General features: G+C 68.9%; 14 protein-coding genes and 1 tRNA gene. 3 read left to right on the forward strand and 12 right to left on the reverse strand.

Annotated elements, in window-relative coordinates; all coding sequences use genetic code 11:
- Positions 1-72: 72 nt before the first annotated feature.
- Positions 73-1,374, forward strand: a complete 1,302-nt coding sequence (locus tag GXY85_06450) for a hypothetical protein (GenBank protein ID NLW50470.1) — start codon at positions 73-75, stop codon at positions 1,372-1,374.
- Between the two features lie 122 nt (positions 1,375-1,496).
- A complete protein-coding gene (locus GXY85_06455) occupies positions 1,497-3,146 on the forward strand; it encodes a hypothetical protein (protein ID NLW50471.1) in 1,650 nt (549 codons plus the stop codon).
- 39 nt (positions 3,147-3,185) lie between these two features.
- Here GXY85_06455 and GXY85_06460 read toward each other — a convergent pair.
- From GXY85_06460 to GXY85_06475, 4 genes are all read right to left on the reverse strand, one after another.
- A tRNA-Arg gene (locus GXY85_06460) sits at positions 3,186-3,262 on the reverse strand.
- A 333-nt stretch (positions 3,263-3,595) separates the two neighbouring features.
- Positions 3,596-4,111: a DUF3368 domain-containing protein gene (locus tag GXY85_06465; GenBank protein ID NLW50472.1), complete on the reverse strand. Its 516-nt coding sequence runs from the start codon at positions 4,109-4,111 to the stop codon at positions 3,596-3,598.
- Positions 4,108-4,359: a UPF0175 family protein gene (locus tag GXY85_06470; GenBank protein ID NLW50473.1), complete on the reverse strand. Its 252-nt coding sequence runs from the start codon at positions 4,357-4,359 to the stop codon at positions 4,108-4,110. Before GXY85_06470 ends, GXY85_06465 begins: the two co-directional genes overlap by 4 nt.
- Before the next feature lie 457 nt (positions 4,360-4,816).
- Positions 4,817-6,130 carry an ATP-binding protein gene (locus tag GXY85_06475; protein NLW50474.1) on the reverse strand — a complete coding sequence of 438 codons (1,314 nt, stop codon included), beginning with the start codon at positions 6,128-6,130 and terminating at the stop codon, positions 4,817-4,819.
- Positions 6,131-6,519: 389 nt separating this feature from the next.
- Here GXY85_06475 and GXY85_06480 point away from each other — a divergent pair, with 389 nt between their 5' ends.
- Positions 6,520-7,290 carry a sugar phosphate isomerase/epimerase gene (locus tag GXY85_06480; protein NLW50475.1) on the forward strand — a complete coding sequence of 257 codons (771 nt, stop codon included), beginning with the start codon at positions 6,520-6,522 and terminating at the stop codon, positions 7,288-7,290.
- A 9-nt stretch (positions 7,291-7,299) separates the two neighbouring features.
- Here GXY85_06480 and GXY85_06485 read toward each other — a convergent pair whose 3' ends face one another.
- The 8 genes from GXY85_06485 to GXY85_06520 all read right to left on the reverse strand — a co-directional run bounded on the left by GXY85_06485 (position 7,300) and on the right by GXY85_06520 (position 21,354).
- Complete coding sequence (locus GXY85_06485) at positions 7,300-7,566, reverse strand: hypothetical protein (protein NLW50476.1); 267 nt, start codon at positions 7,564-7,566, stop codon at positions 7,300-7,302.
- 97 nt (positions 7,567-7,663) lie between these two features.
- Positions 7,664-11,116: a mechanosensitive ion channel gene (locus tag GXY85_06490; GenBank protein NLW50477.1), complete on the reverse strand. Its 3,453-nt coding sequence runs from the start codon at positions 11,114-11,116 to the stop codon at positions 7,664-7,666.
- A 126-nt stretch (positions 11,117-11,242) separates the two neighbouring features.
- Positions 11,243-14,146, reverse strand: coding sequence for a fused MFS/spermidine synthase (locus tag GXY85_06495; protein NLW50478.1), 2,904 nt, complete (start codon positions 14,144-14,146; stop codon positions 11,243-11,245).
- A 251-nt stretch (positions 14,147-14,397) separates the two neighbouring features.
- A complete protein-coding gene (locus GXY85_06500) occupies positions 14,398-16,668 on the reverse strand; it encodes an RNA-binding transcriptional accessory protein (GenBank protein NLW50479.1) in 2,271 nt (756 codons plus the stop codon).
- 112 nt (positions 16,669-16,780) lie between these two features.
- Entirely contained in the window at positions 16,781-17,653 is an 873-nt protein-coding gene (locus tag GXY85_06505; protein ID NLW50480.1) for a hypothetical protein, read from the reverse strand.
- A 42-nt stretch (positions 17,654-17,695) separates the two neighbouring features.
- Complete coding sequence (locus GXY85_06510; protein NLW50481.1) at positions 17,696-18,673, reverse strand: hypothetical protein; 978 nt, start codon at positions 18,671-18,673, stop codon at positions 17,696-17,698.
- A gap of 122 nt (positions 18,674-18,795) precedes the next feature.
- Positions 18,796-20,310 (reverse strand): VWA domain-containing protein, encoded by a 1,515-nt coding sequence (locus tag GXY85_06515; GenBank protein NLW50482.1) that lies wholly within the window; start codon positions 20,308-20,310, stop codon positions 18,796-18,798.
- Positions 20,311-20,325: 15 nt separating this feature from the next.
- Entirely contained in the window at positions 20,326-21,354 is a 1,029-nt protein-coding gene (locus tag GXY85_06520) for a hypothetical protein (GenBank protein ID NLW50483.1), read from the reverse strand.
- Positions 21,355-21,641 lie beyond the last annotated feature (287 nt).

Here is a 21,641-nt window from a genome sequence, read left to right on the forward strand (position 1 = left end):
CGGCTATCGTGCAGACGCCCCGGGCGAACCGAGAAGGGGCGGCCCGCCGCGCGGGCGGATGCCGAGGGAAGGATGCGACCAGTCGAACGCAAGGCGTTCATCATCGGGCTGATCCTCATCACGGCCGCCACGCCGCCGTTCTTCATCCAGCTCAACGAGGCAACGCGCGCGCTCAACACGTGGAAGCTGCTGGCGAAGATCGGCTCCCTGGGCGCCACCGTGCTGTTCGTCTGGCAGTTCCTTCTGGGCTACCGCCAGGCCGTCGCGCGGTGGCTGACGCCGGACTACCTCTGGGCCCTGCGGGTGCACAGGCTGCTGGGCGTGGGCGGGTTCGTGCTGCTCCTCCTGCATCCGACCTTCATCACCCCCTACTACCTGACGAAGCACGGCCTGCGGCTCTTTGCCGGCGGCCTGCCGCCGCCCCTGGACGTCCTGGTGCCGCTGGGACTGGTCGCCCTGGGCCTCCTGGGCGTCATCGTCCTCACCAGCACACTGCTGCGCAGCGTCATGGGCCGCCGCGCGTGGTATGTGACCCATCTGGGCGCCTACCTGATGCTGCCGCTCGCGTTCGTGCACGGCTACCCCATCGGGTCGACCCTGCAGGGAACCGGCCTGCGGTACGGGTGGCAGGGGCTGTTCGTGCTCACGGGGGCCTTCTACGTCCTGCGCATACTGGCTCGGTTCGGAGTGTTCAGCGCACCCTACGAGCTGGCGGACGTCCGCCCGGTCGCCCGGGACGTCGTGGAACTGACGCTGCGCCCCCTGGGCCGGCGGCTGCAGCCGGCCGCCGGGCAGTTCGCCTTCTTCCGTCGTGGGCCCCGGGGCTCGGTACGCCCCTTCACGGTCTCCCGCTTCGACGCGGAGACCGGCCGCCTGAGCATCACCGTCAAGGCGCTGGGCCGCTCCACGCGCGCTCTGCAGACGGCGACCCCCGGCGAACGAATACTGGTCGACGGTCCCTACGGCACATTCGGACGAGCAGCCCTGGAAACCGATCGCCACGTCGTCATGCTGGCCGGCGGCATCGGGATCACGCCCTTCCTGCGCATCATCGACGAGCTGAAGCGCCGGCCGGGACGCGAGGCCTTCCTGTTCTACGGAAATCAGCAGGAGGCGGACATCGCGCACCGGCAGGAGCTGGAAGCGGCCGGTCACGTGGACCTCATCCACGTCCTGAGTGGCGTCGAGGAACACGCGACGTTCGAGGTGGGCTTCATCACGCCCGACCTGCTGCGCAGTCGACTGGAGGAGCCGCCGTCCCGCTACGAGTTCCTCATCTGCGGCCCTCCGGAGATGGTGGCCGGGCTGGAGTCGGATCTCCGGTCCGAAGGCGTTCCGCGCCGGCAGATCCGCCACGAACTCTTCGAATACTGACCCGGCCCCTCTGAGGACCCGGACTGCGGCCCGGCGCATTGACTCTGCCGACCCATGCCGTAATCTATCGGTCGGGAACGACCGGTATTGACCTCCAATGCGTGAGCATGAAGGGACGCCCGATGCCCGCTCAGAGATTCCAGCGCCTGCCGACCCTGTCGTTCGACCACTTCTTCACCGACGCCGAAGTCACGGCATACGTGCAGAGACTGGCGGAGGTCCGGCCCGAACTGGTCGGCCTCTCGGCCCTCGGGACGTCCCGCGAGGGCCGTGCCATTCACCTGCTGACGATCACCGATCGAGCCACCGGCCCCGCCGAGGACAAGCCCGCGTACCTCATCCACGGCAACATCCACGCGATCGAGCTGTCCGGCACCCATGCCGCGCTCCTGACCTGCCGCCGGCTCTGTCAGGACCACATCCATTCGGACCTCCTCAAGAGAGTCGCCTTCTACGTCGTGCCCCGGCTCAATCCCGACGGCGCCGAGTTCGCAGTCACCACCTCGGGCTCCATCCGCAGCCGCACCGACCGGTCCCAGCGGGAGCCGAACACGCTCTACCAGGAGGACGTGGACGGCGACGGCCTGATCCTGACGATGCGGCAGGAGCACCCGAACGGCAACTTCGTGGTCGACCCCGACGACAGCCGCCTGCTCATCCGCCGCACGACCGGCAGCCGGCCGCCCTTCTACCGCACTTTGCCCGAGGGCATGATCCACGAGTGGGACGGCACCGACAACATCCGCGTCGAGGGCCGCAGCTTCGACTGGAACCGCAACTGGTCCTACGACTGGCAGCCCGAGCCGGCGCAGTCCGGCGCCGGCGACTTCCCCTTCAGCGAGCCCGAGATGCGCGCCATGGCGGAGTTCCTGTTCGCCCACGACAACATCTTCGGCGTCCTGGGCTACCACAACGGCCCGAACGGCGTCCTGCGCCCGCCCTCGACCGGCTCGGACGCGGACCTGGACGCCGACGACCTCAAGGTCCTGAAAGACCTGGCCGAGATCGGCGCCCGGCACACGGGGTTCCCCGTCATCCCCGTCGTCAAGTATCGGCGGGACTACCAGCGGGACGTGAACCTGCGCGGCCACTTCCACAACTTCGGCTACCACCACCTGGGGCTGTTCGTCTTCGAGTTCGAGCTGGGCACCCTGCTGAACAGCGCCGGCATGGGGACCCGGGAGGACATCTTCGCCGTGCGCTCCGACCAGGACCAGGAGGCCCTGATCCGCCGCATGATGAAGTGGTGGGACGGGCAGAAGGACCGCCTGCCCGTCTGCGGTGAATGGACGCCCCATCGGCATCCTCAGCTCGGCCGCGTGGAGATCGGCGGCCTGGTGAGGAAGTACATGGCCGGCCCCACGCTCACCGACCTGAAGCGCATCGCCGAGGGCACGTACCGGTTCACGCTCGACCACGTCGCCCGGCATCCGCGCGTCGTGATCGAGGAGCCGCGGGCGGAGGCCGTCGGCGGGGACGTCTACCGCGTGAGAGCCCGGATTGCCAACCGCGGCGAATTCCCCACGCACGTCTCGAACAAAGGCCGCGGACTGCGCCGCCTGAAGGGCGTGCGTATCGACTTCCGCCCCGCCGACGGCGTCCGGCTGCTCTCGCGCACCGGCCACCAGTCCCTGGGCCACCTCGCCGGCCTGACCGACGGGCGCGAGCTGGAATGGTTCGTCCGCGCGCCGTCGGGAGTGCAGACCCTGTGTGAGCTGCGCGTGCGGGGAGGCACCGGCGGCAACGCGGCGGCCGTCATCGACAAGCCGTAGGCGCGCCCGTCAGGCGCGGCCCGACGACGCAAGGGCAGGTGGTACGCCCGCCGCGACTCGAACGCGGGACCTGCGGTTTAGGAAACCGCCGCTCTATCCGACTGAGCTACGGGCGCACCGGTATGATCATGTCATAACCAACGCGATGGAAAAGGGTTATAGCATTCCGCCGGCTCCTGCCCATTTTCGCCAATCTCATCCGATCTCGCCTGATCTCGTTCTTCGGGCCCCATTCTGCGGCGATTCTGCGGCGCGATAGGGGCAGGCCGGAGCCCGACTGTCCCCAGCATCCGGGCCGCCAAGGCCCTTGCTCCCTCCACTCGCCAGCCACATAACCACCCAGGGACTTCGTCGCATGCCGCCGCGGGAGACACGGCCCATCGACTCTCCAACAGCATATGGGGAGCGCTGGCTCGCGTCAAGCCTGTCCTGCCGGGGCATGGTGCGGTTCACGGGCAAGGCGTAAGCGGAGAGTCCTCCTCGTCGGCGCGGCGGAGGGCTTCGGTAACGATGCCTTCGTGGATGTAGTACCCCGCGGCGAGCATGCGAGAGAGAGGACCCGCAAGACGGGGGATGACGCCTTCACGTTTGGCGCGCAGCAGCAGGCCGACCGTGCCGACGGCCTCCAGGTGGAACACCTCGGCCGCAACCTTCCGGCCCTTGCGCTCGTCCATCAACACCAGGGGCACGTCCTGTTCGAGCGCGAGCTGGATGACCGCGCTCTCGCCCGCGTCAAGCACGTCGGCCAGCAGGGCCGGCGGGTCGCCCGAAGCGCAGACCTCCAGGCACTGTGTGCGGTTCGCCATCTCATCGTATCGGGCGGCGCCCCCCGTGCCCGAGTTGATCTCGTCGCGGACGGCTACCGGCACCAGTACCTTCTCGAAGAGGCGACCAAGGACAGTCAGGAGTTCGGCTGCCGCCAGGGCTATCAGCGGTCCGGTGTTGGAGACGACGGTCGGCCTCACTGGTCGCCAAACTCCCGGCGCATCTCCGCCTCATCCCATCTCACCGAGGCAACGCCGTATTGGCGGCAGGACAACAGGAAGTCGACCCGGCTGACCCCGGCCATCAGTGCCGCCTGTCCGGACGTGAGCCGGCCGAGCTCGTACAGCTTCGCTGCCATGGCCATGCGCGCCTCGGCCTCGAACTCATCCGGGCTAAGGTTCGCCAGGGCCGGCAGCGACTCAGGATAGGTGAACCTGGCAGTCTTCATGAGCATAGCACCTCAGTATCGGCACAGAAGGCATTCTAAGCCGTCCGGGGGCGAAACTCAACTCTATCAAGGACGCCTGCGGCGCAGAGATGGCTCAGTGAAGAACTGCGGCGATTCTGCGGCGGGGAAATGTGGAGAATAAGCCGATTTTCGCGCAAGTCTTCTGCAAGAAGTGGCTTGCAGATTCGGACGGGCTGGCTTAGGAAACCGCCGCTCTATCCGACTGAGCTACGGGCGGACCGGTGGCGCCTGACGGACGGGAAACACGCCCCCGACAGGCAAGGCCATGTTACCCGAACCACGCGCGGAAGTCACGCGTTGCCGCTCGCTCGCAGGCGCCGACGTGAGACGGGATCCGGCGCGGACGAGCAGGCTCGAACAGGCGAAAGCCCGGCCTGGCAACCCGCCGTCACGGCCCGGGCCAGAGCCGGATGCCGTCGGCAACCGCCGCTTCCCATCAGACACTCGCTCTTTGCCGCGTCGCTGAGTGGGCGAAGTAGAGAGGGATGAACGTCAGCTTCTGTCCGGGCAGTTCGCCGTAGGGCCCGGTTGAGAACACCAGTCCACCCCTGCATGTCGGGTAGTTCTCGAGCATCACGTGCAAGCTTCGAAGCCTGCCGGCCGGCCCGCTCTTGACCTCGACTCCATAGATAGAGCCGTCAACAACTGCCAGGTAATCTACCTCCGCCGTACTCCCCTTTGCCTCCCGCGCCCAGTAGTGCAGGTCCGAGGTCTGGGAGACCATCATCTCCTGACCGACGAACTGCTCGGCCATCGCGCCACGGTATACGTCGAGCAGGTCTTTCTTCGCGTACTCCTCCTCGACCTTCATGCCGCAGCGATGCTGCCAGAGACCGATATCCACCATGATGGCTTTGAACCTGGCAGCCGACTCCTTTGCGCCGAGCGGCAATCCTGACGGCGTCGCGGAGGGGACCTTGTTGACGACACGTGCTCGGCAGAGCAGATTGAAGGCCCTCTTGGCCGTCGTGTGGGCGTGCCCCTCCGCAAGGCGGGAATACCTCACTTGTTGGCCAACGTTGCGGGCAACCCCACTCAAAGTTGCGTTCAGACAGTCGGGGTCAGAGCGTGCGGCATACTTCGAGAAGTCCTCACGGAATGTGTCGCACAACTCCCGGTGGACCTCGAAGGCGTCTTGCATGGATTGGCTCTCTGCGTACGTGCCAACGGCCTCCGGCATGCCGCCGACGAAGCAGTACCGTCTGAGTTCATCGAGCAGCATCGTGTGAACCGCATCAGGCGTCTTGCTCGGCTCGCCAAGGACGACCTCAGCAGCCTTGTCCTTCCCGATAGCCCAAAGGTACTCGGCGAAGGTCATCGGGTGCATCTCAAGGAACTGGACCCGCCCCACGGGGAACGATATCTCTGCCAGACCGAACTCAAGGAGGGAGCCTGCGGCGACGACATGGAGCTCAGGCAGTTCCTCGAAGAAGTACCGGAGGGCCGTGATGGCACGAGGGCAGCTTTGGATCTCGTCAAAGAACAGGAGCGTCTCGCCTGGCGCTATCTTGCTGTTGGTCAGGACCTCAAGCTCGGAAACGATGGACTGGGCCGCCAGGTTCCCCTCGAACACACGGTGCCAGTCGCGGTTCCGTTCAAGGTCCACGCGTACAACCCCATCGAAGCTGTCTCTGCCGAGTCTCTCGATGGAGTAGGTCTTGCCGACCTGGCGCGCCCCGCGCACGATGAGGGGCTTGCGGCGCTCTGACTCCTTCCAACGGAGCAGTTCCTGCTCAACCATGCGCCTCATCGACGTTTCCCCACATGGACGGCTGAGCGGCCAACAGGCCAACGGCGCTCAGGATACGGGGGCATTATCGCACTGAATCGCTCAGAAAGCAAGGGTTTGCACGTAGCCACCCGCTCAGAAAGCGGGGGTTACCAGAGCGGCGGAGCAGTCCTGGGGCGTTGCTGCGGAGACATGGCACAGGTTCCGGGCAAGCCCGCATGCCAGAAGCGGCGGGCTCGGGCAGCTGTGCCTTGCCATGAAGCCGGCGTTCGCATACCATCGTCCCGGTCGGCGGGCGAGCACGGCCGACGGAACTCCCGGAACCTGCACCGCCATGGTGGGACAGCCGGGGGCCGCGGACCGGATGCCGCCCGGGAATGCCCGTGTCATTTGCTGAGGAGACGGTTGAGATGGCAGACTTCACCATAGGAGCGCAGCTCTACTCGGTCAGGCAGTTCACGAAGACCATCGAGGGCGTGCGGGAGACGCTGGAGAAGGTGGCCCGCATCGGCTATCGCTGCGTGCAGGTGTCCGGCTTCGGCCCGGTGGACATGGCCGAGGTCGCGCGGATCTGTCGGGACAACGGGCTGGACGTCGGGTCCACGCACACGGGATGGAATCGTTTCACGGATTCGCTCGACGAGCTGATCGAGGAGCATCAGGTGCTGGGCTGCCGGCATCCGGCGATCGGCGGGCTGCCGGGCGACTATCGCAGCGCCGACGGCGTGCGGCGCTTCCTGGACGAGCTGGGGCCGATCGCTGCGCGGCTGAGCGAGGTCGGCATGGACTTCTCCTACCACAACCACAACCATGAACTCGCGCGCGTAAACGGCGAGACGTGGCTGGGCATGGTCTGCCGGGAAAGCTCGCCGGACGTGCTGAAGATGGAGCTGGACACCTACTGGATCCAGGCCGGCGGCGGCGACCCGGCGGAGTGGATCCGCCGCTGTGCCGGGCGCGAGCCGGTGGTGCACTTCAAGGACATGTGCGTCACGCCCGAGCGCGAGCAGCGCTTCGCAGAGATCGGCGAGGGCAACCTGAACTGGCCGGCCATCATCGAGGCCTGCCGCCAGGGCGGCGTGGAATACGCCATGATCGAACAGGACAACTGCTACGACCGCGATCCGTTCGAGTCCCTCGGGATCAGCTACCGGAACCTCGTCGACATGGGCCTGAAGTAGGCGGCGGGTTCAGTGCCCGAAGGTGATCGTCTGAACCTCAACGCCCGGGATGGCCGCCAGCTTCGCGATCATCGCCTCGGCCCCCGGCCCTGACTCGGCCAGTTCCAGCAGGATGAGGCCGTTGGGCGAGGGCGCACCCGTCGTGTCGTGCAGCCCGAGGCGGGTTCTGACGATCGCCCCGTACTCGGTCAGGATGCCCTGGACCTCCCCCGCGTGTCTCGCGCGGTCGGTGACGTGTACGGCAACGATCACGTGGTCGGTCTGCTGTGCCGTCATGCCGCTCCTCCCCTCTGTGCCGAATACCGTGGGCCCAACAGGACGGTCCCGCACACCGCGAGGCCGTCGCCGGCCCGGTCGTGCTCGCCCGCAGCAGCTACTGATCCTCCCGCTCGGGCGGGTGGGCCATGTCGACGGGGAACGGAACGTCCACGGACCGGATGTGAACGTCATGCTGCGGGAAGGCGATCTCAATGCCCTCCTTGCGGAACGCGTCGTCGATCGCCATGTTCATGCGATGCCAGACGGCGCCGTAGACCTCCATGCTCGGGATGAACAGGCGGAGTTCGAAGTCCAGTGCGCTGTCGACGAAGCCCCGGAAGACGACTGCGGGCGCCGGGTCCTCCATCACGTCCGGATCCTCGCGGGCGAGACGCAGGAGCGTCTGCTCCGCCAGTCGCGTGTCGGATCCATGGGCGATCCCGACCGGGAAATGCAGCCGGTGAGTGGTATCGGAGAGGGTCCAGTTCACCAGCCGGCCGGTGATGAACTCCTTGTTCGGAACGATCATCTCCCGGCGGTCCCAGTCCAGGATTGTGGTAGCCCGGATGCGGATGCGCGTGACCGTCCCGGTCGTGTCGCCCACGGTCACCGTGTCGCCGACCCGCATGGGCCGCTCGAAGATGATCACCAGGCCGGAGACGAAGTTGGCGAAGATCTCCTGCAGGCCGAAGCCCAGCCCGAAGGTCATGGCGGCGATCAGCCACTGGACCTTCGCCCATCCGATGCCGATGGCGCCGAACGCGACGACGACGCCGATGATCGAGATCGTGTACCTGGTGAGCGACGTGACGGCGAACCGCACGCCGCGGTCCATGCGCAGGTTCTGGAGGATGGCGATCTCGAGCAGGGCCGGGAGGTTCTTGCTCGCGATGACGGTCAGCAGAACCGCCAGGGCGGCGAACGCCACGCTGCCCAAGGTGATCGGGACCGTCTCGCCCGCCACCTCCGTGTTCCACAGGACGGCCCCTTTCAGCACGTTGAGTGCGGGAAGGACGTCGGCCCAGACGAGCCAGAGGCCGACGACCAGGGCAAACGTCACGAGGAACCGAAGGAGCTGCATCGTCTGAAGACCCAGCGAGTAGACGCTCTCCTCCTCTTCCTCCCGGGCGACCGGCACGGAGCCGTCCCGGGCTGACTCGGCCGCAGGGCCGGTCGAGTCGGCCTCCTTCTGGCGCTCCTGCTGCACGCGCTTGAGGACCAGCCGCATCCGCACGACCAGCAGCCAGCGGGAGAGCAGCCCGCCCACAAGCAGCGTGCCCAGCAGCAGCAGGATGCTGCCGTGCAGACGCCGCTGAAGCTGCTGAGCGGAGTAGTAGTAGCCGAACCCGGCCAGGGCGGCGATGGCCAGGGGCACCCCGGCGCCGACGATGAGCCAGATGGTGCGCAGCCGGTCCAGCCAGCCACCTCGCCGGCGGGCCAGCGCGGCCTGCATTACCTGCCCACCGGGCCGCAGCAGCAGTATGGAGAGGGCCGAGAGCGCCAGCAGCCCCAGCATGAAGGCCAGTCGCCCCAGGGACTGCGCCCAGACCTCGTTGCCTTGTCTCTGAAGAGCGAAGAAGACGAAGGCGAGCGACGGCGCGGCGGCAGCGAACCAGGACAGATGCCGGAACAAAACCTGCCGGGCCTCCGTGCGCATCCGGAAGTGGCGGTCGGCCAGCCCGCCCTTCTGGCACAGGGCACGCGCCGACGCGGCCACAAGGAGCATCAGCGCGGCCGAGCGGAGCCCGTACGACACGGCGTACACGAACTCGGGGAGCCCCGCGTCCGCCGCCAGGCGCCAGCTCAGGAACAGCAGGAGCGCCGGCCAGCGCGCAGCGAGCAGAAGGCTCACCAGAAGCGCCCGCAACGTCGGGGCGAACCGGGTCCGCTGTGCCCCCTGCACGGCCTCGCCCAGGGCCACCAGGCGCCTGCGCAACGGACGCCGGGAGAGCAGGAAGGCGATCAGGATCAGGACGGCGAACCCAACGGTGACCGGGTGGCGGCGAACGTCGGCGAGCAGCGCCCCGCCCACGGCTGCCCAGCCGGCCGGCGCCAGGAAGCCGCGCACGGCCTGCACCGCGTGCGGAAGCGTCGTCCCTCCCAGGGAAGGCGCGCTCTGCACCCAGAGGATGTGCTCGTCGATGTACCGCTGGTACAGCTCCGACACCCCCAACAGCGCCCGCTCACTCTTCAGCAGTTCCCCGAGCCTCGCGAAGTACGCGTCGTGGTCCCCCGTCAGAGCGTCCAGGTACTCGCGCCGGGTCTGAAGAAGCTGTCGGGCCTGGGTCTCGATCACCTCGCGGTCGGCCTCGGACAGCCCCGGATCGAGACCCGCCATGACGCCCGCAAAAACGGACTCGGGGTCCGCACGCCGCTGCTCGGCGATGTCCACCCTCGCCAGCGCGATGCGGGACATCTCCTCCTGGTGCCTGCGGATATCGCGCCGCAGCCGGCCCAGGTCCGCCAGTTCGTCGCGCTTCCTGAGCAGGAGCAGGCCGATGCCCCTCGTGAACCCTCCGGCAAGCTGGACCCGCTCCTTGATGCCGTCCAGTTCCTCCCGCAGGTCCTGAGCCTGCCGATCGATACGCTCCGACAGGCCGAGGACACGGCTGATGCCGGCAGCGGCCCCTTCCGGATCGGTGCGCTCCCGGGCCAGGCGTTCATTCTCCTCGGCCAGGGCTCTCAGGGGCGGCAGGGCGCGGGCGGCCTCCCGACGCGCCCGTGCGGCCTCTGTCGCCGCGTCGCGGATGCGCCGCTCGTTGACGATTTCGTTCCAGGCATTGCTCAGCCTCTCCAGCGCCGCCACCCTCTGCGCGGCCCGGTCGCGCTGGGTCAGAACGATCTCACGCGTCGCGTCGTAGCTGGGGATCTCTTCGGCCAGGGCCTCCAGTTCGCTCTCCAGGGCCTGTCCCCTGGCCCCGAGGCTCCGTATCCTGGCCGCCGTGAGATCGGCCGGTTCCTCGGCGGGCGCCGGCGCCGCCAACTGCCCGTTCACGTCCTCCAACTGCCCACTGACCTCGGCGATCCGATCCGGCACCAGCTTGCGACGGTCGGTACGCCGCTGCAGTTGGGCGTCGACGTCGGCCAGCGCCCGGCCGGCCGCGGCCAGATCGGCATCGACCTGCGCCGCCGCCTGCTCCAGTTGCGCCAGCGAGGCGTCGGGCGGCACCTGCGGCTCGGCCGGCACTGCAGGGACGGCGGATCCGGCCTTCAGGGCCTCCAGCCGAGCGGCGGCGCCCTCCCTCTCCTGCCGGGACTGGGATGCCCTGGCCCGATGGCGTTCGATCGCGTCCAGGTGGGTCAACGTGTCGGCGAGGACCTGCCGAAGCTGCAGGAGCGGCGCCAGTTGTCTCTGCCGGACCTCCTCCTCGATCTCAGCCCCTTCGACGTCCTTGATCCGCGCCTCGAGGGCAGCCCGCTCGGCCTCGACCTGGTCCCTCTCGAGCGCCGGGCGAGTTGCCTCGCCGGACACGTCGGCAGCCCCCGCCGCCAGGGGGCACAGGACCGCCAGAGCCAGCAGAAGCAGGACGGGCGTCTGACGGGAACGCGTCCGACTGATTTGCAGCATCGTCTCATCCCCCACGGACCACGTCCCGGCCTGTCCGGCCGGCACAACGGACCCCTCATCAGCCTAACCGCTGAGGAGCACGATTCAAGGGCGGGCGCACGGCCCCCGGGCGCGTTCGGCGCGGCGTCAGCGAAGCATCTGCAGGCTGCGCCGCACGAATGCACTGTCGGGCACGTCCTCCAGCAGGCGCTGCAGTTCGGTGCGCGCCTCGTCCGTGCGGCCGTCGGCGTAGAGGATCTGGGACAGGAAGAGGCGGCCGGCAAGATAGCGCGGGGCCTTCTCCAACGCCGCCTGAAGGGCGCTGATGGCCTCTCCGTACTGCCGGCGGCTGGCGTGGATCTTCGCCGACTGCATGTAGGCCGCCAGATGGTCCGGCCGGAGGGCGATCGCTTCGCGACACATGCGGATGCCGTCGTCGAAGCGTCCCAGGCTCGCCAGCTCATGGGCGTCCCAGCACCGGCACCGAGCCAGCAGCAGCCGGGTGCTCGGGCCGTCGGGATCCAGGGCGTAGGCCCGCTCGGCCAGGCGGCGCGCCTCGCTCCGATGCCCGTCCTCGAACAGGAGGAACCCGTGCAGGAGATGGCCGGCGACCTCGTAGTGCAGCGAGGCCCGCTCCTCGACCGCCGCCACACGGTCAGGCGTCGCGCCCAATCCTGTGAGGTACGGCAGGATGGAACGGCGCCCCTGCGCCATGGCGAAGACCACTTCCCTGACCGTGGTCTGATGGCCCCGGCGGGCCATGCGCGGGGCGGAGTACTCCAGCAGGGGGTGGTTGTCGCTGTTGACGCGCGCCTCGCGGCAGAAACGCTCCAGCGCAAACTCGTCCATCAACAGGCTGCTCAGGAGCACGTACGGGTCGCCGATGTCGACGGTCGCCAGATGCTGCTGGAGAGCGGGGTCCGAGACGCGCGCACAGAACCGCTCCAGGTCGATCCGCAGCCGCCCCGGCGTGCCGATGAGCACGGCGTGGCGGGTGGGGCTGTTGGGCACATACCAGAGCGTGGCGTGCGGGAACACCTCGCGGAAGCTGCGGGCCATCATCCGGAGGTCATCGACCGAGAGGTGCCACAGGGGCATCCAGACGGACATGATGCCGTCCTCGGCCAGCCGCTGCCGGCACAACGCGAAGAAGTCCCGGCTGTAGAGCCCGGCACAGCCGGCGACGATCGGATGGAACGCGTCGTTCGTGATCAGGTCGTAGCGGGCATCCTCGGCCAGCACGAAGGTGCGGGCATCCTGGAAGACAAGCCGGAACCGGGGGTCCTCGAACACGCCTTCGTTCAGATCGGCGAAGCAGTCGCGGGCCGCATCGCGGATGCTCGGGTTCAGTTCCACGCAGTGGATCTGCTCCAGGTCGTCCAGCGAACTCAGGACTCTGCTGGAGTGCCCGCTGCCGAGGCCGATCTGCAGGGCACGCTTCGGCATCCGCCCGTGCATCGACTCGTAGAGCAGCAGCGGAAGCGCCGCCTGCGCGATCTGGTTCGTCTTCACGGTCCGCTCCGACCCGGCCACGTCGCGCGCATCGACCACGAGCGACCGATAGCCTTCGAACCACTGGCAGACCCACACGGTCGCCTCGGTCCCCTCGTCGTAGTGGATCACCTCGGTGACGCGGTCGCGCATGTAGCGACTCGGCACATAGAGGTGCTGCCGCGGGATCACCGCGTAGAGGACGAGCGCCGGCAACAGGGCGGCCGTCGCCCAGGCCAGCCGGCGGGACCGCGCGAGGTGCGGGTGCGCCAGAAGCACGGCAAGGCCGAGAACCAGGTTGACGGCGACCACGGCCAGGACGCTCGCCCGCATGCCCAGAAGCGGCACGAGGATGAAGCCGCCGGCAAAGGCCCCGAAGAGCGAGCCAATCGTGTCCAGGAAGCCGATGCGGCCGACCCGACGCCCGAGTTGCGACAGGTCGTTCGCGTAGATGCGGCCGACAACGGGAAACGTCATCCCCATCAGCGTCGTCGGCGCCAGCATCAGCACCATCAGCCACAGCGCCGTGGCGGCCACATCTGCAACCCATGCACCTGGAAGGCCGAGCAGCATCATCACGCGATAGGGCGAGACCTTGAACAGCGGCAGAAGGGCGAGGGCCGACAGCCCGATGGCGAACTCGATGCCCGCGAGCCACAGGAAGGGGTCCCGGCAGCGGTCGATCACACGAACCATCAAAAGACTGCCCAGCGCCAGGCCGGCCACCGACGTGGCGGCCACCAGGCTGAACGCGTAGACCGAGACCACGCTTCCCATGCCCGCCAGGATGCGCGTCCAGACGACCTCATACGCAAGCGACGTGAAGCCCTCGATCCCGAACACGGCCAGGGCCAGCACCACCGCGTAGTGCGGATACCGGACCCCCGAGGGGGCGGAGGCCGCCTCGGCAGAGGGCGTCGGCCGGCCCGAAGGCTCCTCACGGCCTTCCCGACCGAGCGCTCCGACCGCGAACGCCGCCACCCCGACCCCGATGCTGACGGCGGCGGCCAGCAGCGAACTCCCCCGCACCCCGAGCGCCTGGATCAGCACGAACCCGGCCGCCAGCGCGCCCGCCACGGCACCGCAGTTGTTGGCCGCGTACAGCCGCCCCAGATCCGACGCGACATGGTCCACCCGCCGGACGAGCGCCCTGGCCAGAACCGGCAGGGTGGCGCCCATCAGGACCGTCGGGACGATGAGCGTCATGAAGGCGAGCGCGAAACGGAGGATACTGAAGACGTAGAAGCTCATCTCCCACTGGCGGTACATGAGGATGAACAGCCCGCGCATCCCCATGAGGAGCACCGGGAACAGGAGCGCATAGGCCCCGATGCCGATCTCCAGCAGGCCGAACAGCCGCAACGGCGAGTCCACCCGGTCGACCACGCGCCCGCCGCCCCAGCTCCCGAGCGCCAGCCCGCCCATGAAGGAGCTGAGCACGGTGGCCACCGCCAGACTGGTCACACCGAACACCAGGCTCATCTGGCGAACCCAGACCACCTGGTAGACGAGCGCGCAGAAGCCCGAGAGGAAGAACATCGAGAGCAGGATGCGCCGCATGCAGCCTCCTGAGATGACCCTCCACGCCCCGTCGCACACACCGGCCGCCGGAGAACCGGCCGGGCGGCGTTATGATAGGCGTTCCGCCCCCCTCTTGGCAATACGGAATATCCGGACCCGTGCGTGGCACCCGCTTCGCGTGGCCGGGCAGCCGCACGCAGGCCGGTCGTCACACGCGCCCGCGGGGATGCGAAGGCGAGAGGGGGCCGACAGGACGGGAGTTGCGGCGGATTGGGGCGGGTCGCGGCGCGTCAGCCGCGCAATCCTCCGAGCAGGTCCCTGAACGGCCGGCTGCTGGCACCGTCGGAAGCGCCGTCGGCCCGGCGGCCGTCGGTGCCGCTTCCGCCCTTCTGCTTCGGTCCACCGGGGCGCTTCTGCCGCCCCGGCTCCGGGTTGCTCCGCATCGAGAGCGCGATGCGCCGGCGTTCCTGGTCCACGTCCAGCACCGTGACGGTCACGGCCTGTCGCAGCTTCACGACCTCGGCGGGCAGACGGACGAACCGATCGGCCAGCTCGCTGACGTGGACCAGCCCGTCCTGATGCACGCCGACGTCGACAAAGGCCCCGAAGTTCGTGATGTTCGTCACGATGCCGGGCAGCCGCATGCCCGGGCGCAGGTCCTCGAGCGTCCGCACGTCGGCGAACTGGAACGGCTCGAAGGCCTTGCGCGGGTCCCGCCCCGGCCTGGCCAGCTCCTCGAGGATGTCGCGCAGCGTCGGCATCCCGATGCCGTCGCCGACGTAATGCTCCGGCACGATGCGGGCGCGCAGTCCGGGGTCGGCCATCAGGTCGCGGACCGAGCAGTCGAGGTCCCGAGCCATGGCCTCCACGACGTGGTAGCTGTCGGGATGCACGGCGCTGCCGTCCAGCGGGTCGTCCGCGTCGCGGATGCGCAGGAAGCCGGCGGCCTGCTGATAGGTCTTCGGGCCGACGCCGGGCACGTCCTGGAGTTCGCGACGGGAGCGGAACGGGCCGCGCTGATTGCGCACGTCGACGATGGTCTGCGCCAGTTTCGGCCCCAGGCCGGACACGTAGGTCAGGAGCTGCCTGCTCGCGGTATTCACGTCCACCCCGACGCTGTTGACGCAGTGGACGACCACGTCCTGCAGGCTCTGGCGCAGGGCCGCCTGGTCCACGTCGTGCTGATACTGGCCGACGCCCACGGATTTGGGGTCGATCTTGACGAGTTCCGACAGAGGGTCCAGCATGCGTCGCCCGATCGAGACCGTGCCGCGCACAGTCAGGTCCAGGTCGGGGAACTCCTCCCGAGCGACTTCGGAGGCGGAGTAGACCGACGCCCCGCTCTCGTCGACCATGGCGACGAGGATGTCGCCGCGCAGTCCCGCAGAGCGCACGAACGCCTCCGTCTCGCGTCCGGCCGTGCCGTTGCCCACGGCGATGGCCTCCGTGCCGAACCGCTCGCAGAGGGCATTCAGGGTGAGGGCCGCCTCCGCGCGCTGCCGGTCGCCCGAATGCGGGAAGATCGTCTCATGGTGAATCAGGCGGCCCTGGGCGTCCAGGCAGGCGACCTTGCACCCGGTGCGGAAGCCCGGATCGATGGCCAGGATGCGCTTCGGCCCGAGTGGCGGGGCCAGCAGGAGCTGCCGCAGGTTGTCAGCAAAGACCCGGATCGCCTCGGCATCGGCCGCCTTCTTCGTAGCCAGGCGCATCTCCGTTTCCATCGAGAGCGACAGGAGGCGTTTGTAGCCGTCCTCCACGGCGGCCCGCACCTGCTCGGCGCACGGACTGCGCCCCCTGACGAACAGCCGGCAGAGCAGGTCCAGGGCCTCCTCCTCGGGCGGGGCGATCCGCAGGTAGAGGAAGCCTTCCTCCTCTCCCCTGCGCATAGCCAGCACACGGTGGCCGGCCGCCCGGGCGGCGGGTTCTTCCCACTCGTAGTAGTCCCTGAACTTCGCGCCTTCCTTCTCCTTGCCGCTGACCACGCGGGAACGGATGGTGGCCTTCGCCTTGAACAGCTCGCGCATCTGCGCGCGGGCGTCCCCGTCCTCGCTCACGCGCTCGGCGATGATGTCACGCGCGCCGGCCAGCGCCTCCTCGGCCGACTCGACGCCCTTCTCCGCATCCACAAAGGCGCCGGCTTCGCGGACGGGGTCGGCCCCGTCCTGCTGCAGGAGAAGGAGGTCGGCCAGAGGCTCCAGCCCTCTCTGGCGGGCCATCTGTGCGCGTGTGCGCCGCTTGGGCCTGTAGGGCAGATACAGGTCCTCCAGGTCGGCCAGCGTGGCGGCTGCGGCGAAGCTCTCCCTCAACCGGTCCGTGAGCTTGCCCTGCTCCTGGACGGACTTCAGCACCGCGTCCCGGCGCTTGTCGAGGTCACGCAACTGCTGCAGGCGATCGCGGATGGCGGCGATGGCGACCTCGTCGAGGGAGCCCGTGGCCTCCTTGCGGTAGCGGGCGATAAACGGGACCGTGGCGCCCTCGTCCAGCAGAGCGGCGGTCGCCGCCACGGCCCCGGCGTTGACGGCCAGTTCCGAACCGATCAGCGTTGCATGCGTTCCGGCCATTGCGGTGGGTTCTCTTCCCGAAGGCACGACGGATGGTGCGGCCCCAAGGTGGGAGAGCGACCATGTTACCCCGGGCCGCGCCCCCAAGCCAAGCGCCGGCAGAAGACGCCCGTCAGCCGCCGCGGCAGAGGGGGCCGAGTTCCCGAATGGCCGTCAGGAGCCGCTTGCGGTTCGTCGGGCGACACGGGATCCACTGGGTGACCAGGATGCCGGTGCCCCCGTAACGCAGCAGGGCGTCGCGCCACCCGCGCAGGTTGTCGGGCTCGCGTCCCGGCGCCCCCCAGACCTCGAAGCGCTTGCGCCGCAGCCGCCGGACCTCCTCGGCCTTGACCCGGGCGTAGCCCCACGGAACCTGGATGACGTCCCTGGCGATCTTGCCCTCCGATGCCCGCGACTTCTCCACGTGGGCCTCGGCGCTGGAGTAGTCCTGGCAGTCCTTCCACATGATGGTGCGCAGGCCGCGCTCCTTGAGGCCCGCGTCCAGCACGTTGATGGTCTCGGCGTACTGCCGCAGCGAATGCCAGTGGTCCTCGTCCATCCCGATGTGGAAGTAGCGCGCCGGCTTGCAGGCGTCGATGGCCTCGTCGATCAGCAGGAAGGCACGCCGCCAGAAGCCCTCGCCGTCGAAGGGCCGATGGTACGGCCGCATCCAGTGCGTGTGCTGGTTGAGGCCGCTGCCGGCGAAGTTGAGCTTCGGCACCACCTCGATGCCCCTCTTCCGGGCGCACCCCGCGATCCTGCTCAGAGTCGCCATGGGCACCGAGTAGGGCCGCGCCAGCTCGGGATGCGACTTGAACCGGACCCCGTCGGCGATGTCGATGACGAGCAGGTTCATGTCGACCTGAGCCATCGCGTCGATCACCTCCAGGGCCAGGTCGACGTCGATGGGCTTCTCCCGGGGCTTGCGCTTGACCCAGTTGGGGTCGTAGTGGGACATGTGCAGCATGAACGCGCGCACGGGCAGCACCGCCTCCTGCTTCGCCATCGTCCTGCCTCCCAACCTCCATGGGGCGGGCCGCAGCGGCACTCACATGCCTGCCGCTGCCAGCTCCGCCACGTAGTTGCGAATCCACAAGACGCTCTCCGGCGGCGTCTCGTACGGCAGGGCGCCGGTGCCCAGACACACGTTGGGCCGCCCGGCCGCCAGAGCGAGGATGCGATCGACCTCGCGCCTGATCTCCTCGACCGATCCGGACGCCACGACGTCGGGCGCAGTGTTCACGCGCACGGTCACGTCCGTCCGGTCTCCCATGCACCGCATGAAGGCGGCCTGGTCGGTCTCGGCCGGGCAGATCACGTAGCCCGTGCCCGTCGACAGAATGTCGTCGAGGATCGGCGTGGTGTCCCCCCCGATGATGCAGGGGACGGGGTGGCCGACCACGTGCGCGGCGCGCTCGATCATGTCCGCCAGCGGCGGAAGGACGACCTGATGGAACAACCTGGGCGAGAGCAGCGGGGGCGCGGCCGCCGACTCGAAGAACGCGATGTCCAGCCCCCGACTCCGCACGTTCGCGCAGAAGGTCACCTGGCCGTCGACCAGGTGGCGCAGGGCCGCGCGTGTCTCCTTCGGCTGCAGGGCCACGCCGATCAGCAGCCGGTCGAGCCCCAGCAGGCTGGCGGCGATCGAGAACGGCCCGCTGACGGGTATCCGCACGTCGGCCTCGGGGAACTCGGCCGCCAGCCGGGCGCCGACCTCCAGCACCATGGGCAGGCGGCCGTCGCAAGACGGGTTCGGAAGCCGCAGGGCCCGCACGGCGTCCAGGTCGGCGCACGGATGCTCGGTGACGGCCGGCAGGCCGTTGCCGCCCGGATCGCGGACCGTCGCGCCAAGGGCCTCCGCTTCCAGGTTGTAGATGTCGATGCCGACGACGATGGGGCGATGCGCGTAGAGCCGATAGGCTTCGGCATGCCCCTCGAACATGAGTTCGGGATCGCGGGAGACGTCCCAGGGCCGTCGGTTGATGACCCGCGCGGCGTGCTCGTAGACGGAGGGAGCGAAGTCCAAGCGTCTTCTCCTTCCAGACAGGTCCGGAAGGGAGAGGCTACCCCCTGCGCGGCCGCGCGTCAATGCGCAGGTCCCTCGGATGCCCCTCTCAACGCACCGGGCACGGCGATCGGCCGGGCCCCTCAGCGGGTGATGATCGGCGGCAGCCTGCGGAAGATGTCGAGGAACATGTCCGTCAGGTTGCTGTGATCGGCCGAGTAGTAGTGGGCGGCGTTGGTCTTCTCGGCGATGACCCGGTGGACGTCCGTGTCCACGTCGTTGCCGAAGGTCACGCAGTAGACGCGCACGCCGCCGTTCCTGGCCCGCTGGGTCTGCGTGGCCATGGCCGCCCCGACGGTCGGATGGATCTCGGTGGTGACCGACTCGCCCAGGAACTGGTAGGTCACCGTGGTGCTGTCATAGGTCCTCCCGTTGAGCACGTTGGCGCAGCCGTCGGTGAGCAGGATCATCACCTTGTGCCCGAAGCCCGACGCCCGCCCGGAGTCGATCAGTTCGTCCAGAGCACCCCTCATGCCGTTCGGCTCGGCCGTGCCGCCGCAGGGCGTGAGGGCCTGGAGCTTCGTCTGCAGCGCGGCGAAGTCGTTGGTCAGGACCTGATCGGTCACCGACTGCGATGCGTAGGTGACAAGCCCCGCCGCATCGTCGACGGGCCTCAACAGGTCCACGAACGCGCAGGCGGCATCCATGGTGTCCTGCAGGGGCTGGACAGGCCCCGTGGAGGTGGCGTAACCGCAGCTGCTGCTGATGACATCGTAGTAGGTGCTGGCCAGCCAGTTGTTCCACGGACTGGCGTAGCGCCCATAGATGGTGATGCCGGGCGGCACCTTGATCCAGCCGCTCTGCACCGTGTTCGGAGAATCGGAAGAACGGAAGTTGAAGTAGCGATTCGAATTGAGACGGCTCCTGATATGGTCCGGAAGGAAATCGGTGACGACGTCGCCCGTGGCATCGTCCCGGGCCTCGAACCAGGCCGTCTGCGTATACCAGTAATAGCCGGAGCGCCTTCGCGCCTGGTGCGGGACCCAGTACCAGCCCGACGGACTCGCGTCCATCTGCGGTTCGTCCGGATCCTGGGCCGTGGGCTTGAGCTGCACCCCGGGGGTATCGAAGCACATGGAGCCGGACCGATCGAGCGTGAACACGACGTAGCGGCGAGGCTTCGTCCCGACGGACACCACGTCGGCGATCTGCGCATCCTCCCAGCCGAAGACCGGCCCGAACGAAAGCGGCACCGGCCCGTCCGGCGACGCGTCCGTGCGCCGCCCCGTCACGCGAACGCTGTCGACGATGCCGCTCTGGGCCTCGGGGATGAACGCATGAGTGGCCGGATCGTAGTGGCCGAACTCGATGTCCTCGGTTCCCAGCGACAGGTGCTCGCCGTCGACGGTATTGGCGTGGGCCAGCGCGGTCGCCTCGGCCAGGGCGAGCGCCTTCTCGTCCTCGGTCACAATGCCGAGGAGCTGAGAGGCCCCGGCCAGGGCCGCCGCGTCCACCGCGCTCTGCAGCTGCGCCTTGCACGTGAAAAGCCGGCCGACGTCGATCGTCAGCACACAGATCGCCGCCAGCAGCATGATGACGACGGCAAACAGCACGAGAACCTGTCCGCCCCTCCGCTCCTGGCCCAACAGACGGTGCATACGGAACCTCCCCCTTCAACGGGGCATCGCCTCACCCACACCACCCTCTTGTGCCTCGGCAGCCTCCCGGGAGCGCCGCGACCGCAGCTCTTCCTCCCCTCGGAGGAGTTCGCCGACGATGCGCGCCTTCTCCTCTGCCGTCACCTCATGCCACGGTCCGTCGCCGCCGGGAACGTCCTCCCCCGCCTCAGCGGGCTCGGGAGGGTCCTGAGAGGCCGGCGCCTGTGCGTCCGACGGCACCAGCGCCTCCAGGAGCGCCTGGAAGGCCGCGTCCGCGATCTGCGGCCGGTCCGACACCGCCATGGCGGCCAGATCGGTCAGGACCTGCGGCGACGGCCGCTCGGCCAGAACGCCCGGGACGGCCGCCCGGAGGTCCATGTCCAACGACTCGTCCCCCGTGGCCGCCACCAGCTCGGCGCAGGCTGCCGGGTCACCGCATCGGTAACGGGCCATCGCCAGTTGCGTCCGGCCGGCCGGGGACGTCACCAGGCGCCCGGCAGCCTCCAGCACGGGCAGGTGCGCGGGGTCGCGCCCGAGGCCCAGGCCCCGCGCCGCCTCGCAGATCAGCGCCTCCACGGGCGCCGCGTGCTCGGCCTGAAGGTAGCCCTGCAGCGCACGGATCGCCTCGGGCGTGCGCAGGTCGCTCAGCACGCGCAGCGCCTGCAGGCGGTCCGCATCCGTCCTGGCCGCCTTCAGCAACCCCGGCAGGCGCTGCAGCAGCCGCCTGTGCCCCAGCCGGAGGGCCAGCGTGGCCAGGGCGCCCGCGTAGGTCCCGGACGGCCCCTTCTCCAACTCCTGCTCGACGACGAGCACGGCGACCAGGCGATGCCCCAGAAGCCAGCGCACGTCCTCGCCGGTCTGCCAGGCGGCTCCGGACTCCGCGTCCGTGCGGATGCGGCCCACGCGCCGCACGGACTCCTCCAGAAGCGCGCGCCGCGGCGCGGTGCCGCGGGCATAGGAACTCCACAGGATGTCCGGCTCGGGGGCCTCGCCGGCCCGCACGGGCACCAGACAGGCCAGAAGCGCCACCATCGCGGCGGACAACAGGCCCCGCCGGCGCGCGCCCAGACCGCGGCCACCAGACACAGAATGATACATGCGCAACGCCCTTTCGCGCCCATACGGCCTGCTGGGTCCCGCCACCCGGGGCCCCGAACAGGCCGTTGACTCACAATAGTGCACTGTCATATGCGCAAACCGTGTGCCGCGACAATCGCCCCCGGCCGCCGGCCTGCGCATTGAACCCACCACGCGCCCGTGGTATACATCGGCGGCTGCGGCGGCGCGCGGACTCCGCCGTGTCGATCGGCCGCCGTCAACGGGCCGGCAGG

Source organism: Candidatus Brocadiaceae bacterium, assembly GCA_012728835.1.
Taxonomy (GTDB): Bacteria; Planctomycetota; Brocadiia; order SM23-32; family SM23-32; genus JAAYEJ01.

Bases quoted from the DNA above. Each gene is read 5' to 3' on its own strand.
- GXY85_06450 (NLW50470.1), top strand. From the start codon at position 73: ATGCGACCAGTCGAACGCAAGGCGTTCATCATCGGGCTGATCCTCATC.
- GXY85_06455 (NLW50471.1), top strand. From the start codon at position 1,497: ATGCCCGCTCAGAGATTCCAGCGCCTGCCGACCCTGTCGTTCGACCAC.
- GXY85_06470 (NLW50473.1), bottom strand. From the start codon at position 4,359: ATGAAGACTGCCAGGTTCACCTATCCTGAGTCGCTGCCGGCCCTGGCG.
- GXY85_06475 (NLW50474.1), bottom strand. From the start codon at position 6,130: ATGAGGCGCATGGTTGAGCAGGAACTGCTCCGTTGGAAGGAGTCAGAG.
- GXY85_06480 (NLW50475.1), top strand. From the start codon at position 6,520: ATGGCAGACTTCACCATAGGAGCGCAGCTCTACTCGGTCAGGCAGTTC.
- GXY85_06485 (NLW50476.1), bottom strand. From the start codon at position 7,566: ATGACGGCACAGCAGACCGACCACGTGATCGTTGCCGTACACGTCACC.
- GXY85_06490 (NLW50477.1), bottom strand. From the start codon at position 11,116: ATGCTGCAAATCAGTCGGACGCGTTCCCGTCAGACGCCCGTCCTGCTT.
- GXY85_06495 (NLW50478.1), bottom strand. From the start codon at position 14,146: ATGCGGCGCATCCTGCTCTCGATGTTCTTCCTCTCGGGCTTCTGCGCG.
- GXY85_06500 (NLW50479.1), bottom strand. From the start codon at position 16,668: ATGGCCGGAACGCATGCAACGCTGATCGGTTCGGAACTGGCCGTCAAC.
- GXY85_06505 (NLW50480.1), bottom strand. From the start codon at position 17,653: ATGGCGAAGCAGGAGGCGGTGCTGCCCGTGCGCGCGTTCATGCTGCAC.
- GXY85_06515 (NLW50482.1), bottom strand. From the start codon at position 20,310: ATGCACCGTCTGTTGGGCCAGGAGCGGAGGGGCGGACAGGTTCTCGTG.